The sequence below is a fragment of the Shinella sp. JR1-6 genome, from assembly GCF_004284735.1.
In the GTDB taxonomy this organism is placed as follows: Bacteria; Pseudomonadota; Alphaproteobacteria; order Rhizobiales; family Rhizobiaceae; genus Shinella.
In genome coordinates, this window is record NZ_SHMI01000081.1 from 1 (window position 1) to 3403 (window position 3403).

At 61.7% G+C, this 3403-nt stretch carries 3 protein-coding genes; all 3 read right to left on the reverse strand.

Annotation, left to right across the window (positions count from 1 at the left end; genetic code table 11):
* Nucleotides 1-85: 85 nt before the first annotated feature.
* The 3 genes from EXZ48_RS34125 to EXZ48_RS34135 are packed head-to-tail and all read right to left on the reverse strand — an operon-like array spanning nucleotide 86 to nucleotide 3257.
* Nucleotides 86-1093, reverse strand: coding sequence for a tyrosine-type recombinase/integrase (locus EXZ48_RS34125; protein ID WP_130521474.1), 1008 nt, complete (start codon nucleotides 1091-1093; stop codon nucleotides 86-88).
* Complete coding sequence (locus EXZ48_RS34130; RefSeq protein WP_130521476.1) at nucleotides 1090-2022, reverse strand: tyrosine-type recombinase/integrase; 933 nt, start codon at nucleotides 2020-2022, stop codon at nucleotides 1090-1092. Before EXZ48_RS34130 ends, EXZ48_RS34125 begins: the two co-directional genes overlap by 4 nt.
* Nucleotides 2019-3257, reverse strand: a complete 1239-nt coding sequence (locus tag EXZ48_RS34135; protein WP_130521478.1) for a site-specific integrase — start codon at nucleotides 3255-3257, stop codon at nucleotides 2019-2021. Before EXZ48_RS34135 ends, EXZ48_RS34130 begins: the two co-directional genes overlap by 4 nt.
* Between the last annotated feature and the right edge of the window lie 146 nt (nucleotides 3258-3403).

Sequence of the window (3403 nt, forward strand, 5' to 3'; positions counted from 1 at the left end):
TTATGTGCCGGGCGAGATTATGTGGCGGATCCGTCCTTGCGCCAGCCGAGGCCCGTCTAATCTGGAATTCTCCGCCACATAATACTCAGATGCTGTTCAGCAGTTGCAGCACGGCGTCATTTGGTCGGTAACGGACGCCAAGATCGCCGGCGACTCCAGCTTTCTCGAGACCTTTACGCATCATCTCGACATCGGCGGCGGCATAGCGATGGGTTGTAGCGACCTGTGCGTGCCCGAGCCAGGCTTGGATAGTCAGAAGGTCAACGCCCGACTGGAGGAGCTTCATGGCCAGCGAGTGTCGGAAGATGTGAGGCGATATAGGCTTTTGGGCCAAGGCCGGCCTGATGGTCACGGCCTGGGCCACGGCTCGCCGAACGATGTGGGTTGCTCCGAAGCGCGTCAGGCGCTCGTTGCGGGCGCCGACGAATATAGGTCGCGGCTCGTGGTTCGCGATTCCGTGTTCGGCCAACAAGGCTGTCAGTGCTCTCGCCAGATCCTGAGGAATAGGGATGACGCGGTCTCTGCGCCCTTTGCCGCGCAGCAGTACTTGCGGGTGCGACCGTTCCAACTGAAGGTCGTTTGCGTTGACGCCGGTAGCTTCGGAGACCCGCGCGCCGGTCCGTGCCAGGAACAGTAGAAACGTACGGTCACGCCGACCGCGGGGCGTCCTTGGATTGGGCGCCTCAATGAGGGCGTCCACTTCGGCCTTGATGAGGTGATGCGTCACCTCGATGTGCGCCCGTTTTATGGGAATCGTCAGCACGCGTTGGGCGACACCGAAGGACGCCGGATCGGCGGCTGCGACATGGTGGAAGAACGATCGGATCGCTGCAAGGCGGGCGTTGCGCGTGGCGATGGTGTTGTTCCGCTTCTCCTCGAGTTCGTCGAGAAAGGCGAGAATGAGGTCTCGATCGAGCTCCTCGAGCATCAACGCCGCCGGCTTCTTCCGCAACCGGGTGGCGGCAAAGAGGATGAGCATGCGCAATGCGTCGCGATAGCTGGCCATGGTCGCGGGAGTGGCGTTGCGTTGTTTGGTCAAGCGCCGGCGAAAGTAGGACTCCAAGAGCGGCGCCAGGAGAAAGTGTTCACTCATGCTGCGCCTCCATCGAGGAAGGCGCGCTCCGCCGCCATCGCGAGAAGATCCACCGAGCCAGTGAGGTAGTAGGCTGTGTCACTGTAGTTGGCGTGGCCGAGATAGGTGGCGAGCACCGGGAGTAGCGCTTGGACGTTGGCGCGTTGTTGATGCCAAAGGCTCATGCGGGTCACGGCAAACCGGTGCCTAAGATCGTGCGGCCGCAACGGCTTGCCGTCATCAAGGCCGGCGAACTTGCGGACCTGAGCAAATCCGCTTTGCAAGCCAGTCGCCGAGAGGCGGTTGCCACGAGAGCTGAGGAAGAAGGCCTGGTCCTTGGGACTGGGAAAGGCGGCATCGCGCTCACGGGCATAGCGGCGAAGCGCGGTTTGGGTCGTCGTGTGAACTGGAACGAGACGGTCCTTGCGGAACTTCGTCTTCCGAATGAGAAGAACCCCGTTGGTCAGATCGACGTCGGAACGATCAAGCCTGACCACTTCGCCCGATCGCAGTCCCGAACTTGCCAACAATCCGATCAGCGTCGCCATCGTCCGCCCCCTGAGGGGGATGCCTGGCGAAATGCGGGTGCATGCGTCGATGAGCGACGCCAACTCTGCCTCGCTGAGGATACGTGGAGGTGGAATCGCCCTGGATCTAGGAAAGGCTCTGCGCTCCAAGGCTTCGGTTTGGGCGTCATAGACGGCGAGATACTCGTAGAAGCGGCGGAGCACGCCGTGACGAGTAGCGCGGCTGTTGGCGGCGCCGCCGAACGACAGGACGAAGTCCAGCGCCATCGTCCGGGTGGCGGGCGCATCGAATTGAGTGCGTTCAACGTAGCGGACGAAAGCGCGCAATGTACCGGCTTGTTTGCTGAAAGAGTAGCCGAGCGAGTGGCGCAGTTCGATGTAACGCTCGACCTTCTCGCCGAGGAATCGGGCAAAGGCGGTCATGCAGCGCCTCCCGGAAAGGGGAGTGCGACCTCGGCGAGCTGCGAGGCCGCAACCTTCACGTACACCGCCGTTGTGTTGATGCTCCGGTGACCAAGAAGATCGGCGACCTCGTTGATTGGCCTTCGCTGCCCGACAAGCTGGGTGGCGAGGCTGTGGCGCAGGAGATGTGCACCGGCGACCCGCCCGAGTTCGACCCCGCCATGCCGCAACCGCTTCCTCACGATCCTAGAAACCGGCGCCGCAGACTTGAACGCTCCCACCGGCGGCGTGAACGACAGGAACAGATACGGACTGTCCACCTTCGGTCGAGCGCGCAGGATGTAGTCGACGAGCGCCGCGCCGGTCTCCTCGAGGAGTGGCACCACCCGATCACGTTTGCCCTTGGTACGCCGGATAAAAACCTCGCCAGTACACCAGTCGATATCCTGCAGCCGAATGGCGCGTAACTCGCCGTTGCGGATGCCCGTGGTGGCGAGCAGCAGCAGGACGGCTCGATCGCGGATAGCGACCGGCGTCGTTGGGCCGATCGCATCGATTGCGCGCCGAACGTCACCCCATGCAAGGCGCGGCGGCAGATGCGCCAAACGCCAATACGGCGTTCTCGGGACGATGCGGGCAAGATCTTGGTGATGGTGGCCAGCCCAACATAAGAACCGAAGAAATGTTCGAATGTGAGAAGTCGCTGCCGTGCGGGTGCCGGAGGTCGCCGATAGCGACAGCCGATGCTCGACAGCAGCAAGCACGTGCTCAGCTGTCAACGTCTCAAGACTTTGGCCGGGGTGGCGATGGCGGAACCAATCCAGAAAGCGGCGGCCGCCCAGAAGAACGCCTTCGCGGGTCTTCGGCTCCAGGCCCCGTACCCTGCGCAGATAGTCCGAAAAGGAGGCCAGAAGCGGAGCGTCAGGATCATTCTCTTCACTTGAAACGGAAATAATGAACCGCTCCGGAGCCACTCGCCGTGCATGTGCCAGAGCCGATAGTGCCCCAATGCGCGGAGTATCAGTAGTAAACGCGTCCAAATAGCTGTCGATGACATCTTGATGGATCGGCATCGGACCACAGCGCGTCAAGGCAAACTGGCTAAAACGCGCAATCCGGCTCAGGTAAATCTTGGCGGACGCTCGCTTATAACCGAGCGCGAAAAAATGCTCCGCGAGGCGATCCATCTCGCCACCAAGCGCACCACTACGCAGGCGCTTGAGCACCCCACGATACGAGAAATAGAACTCGAGCATGTTGTCCCTCCGAATAGCGGCGCGGGGGGATCCCGCACCCATCCCAAGAGGCACGAAATATTATGTGGTGGAGAATTCCAGATTAGACGGGCCTCGGCTGGCGCAAGGACGGATCCGCCACATAATCTCGCCCGGCACATAAGAAC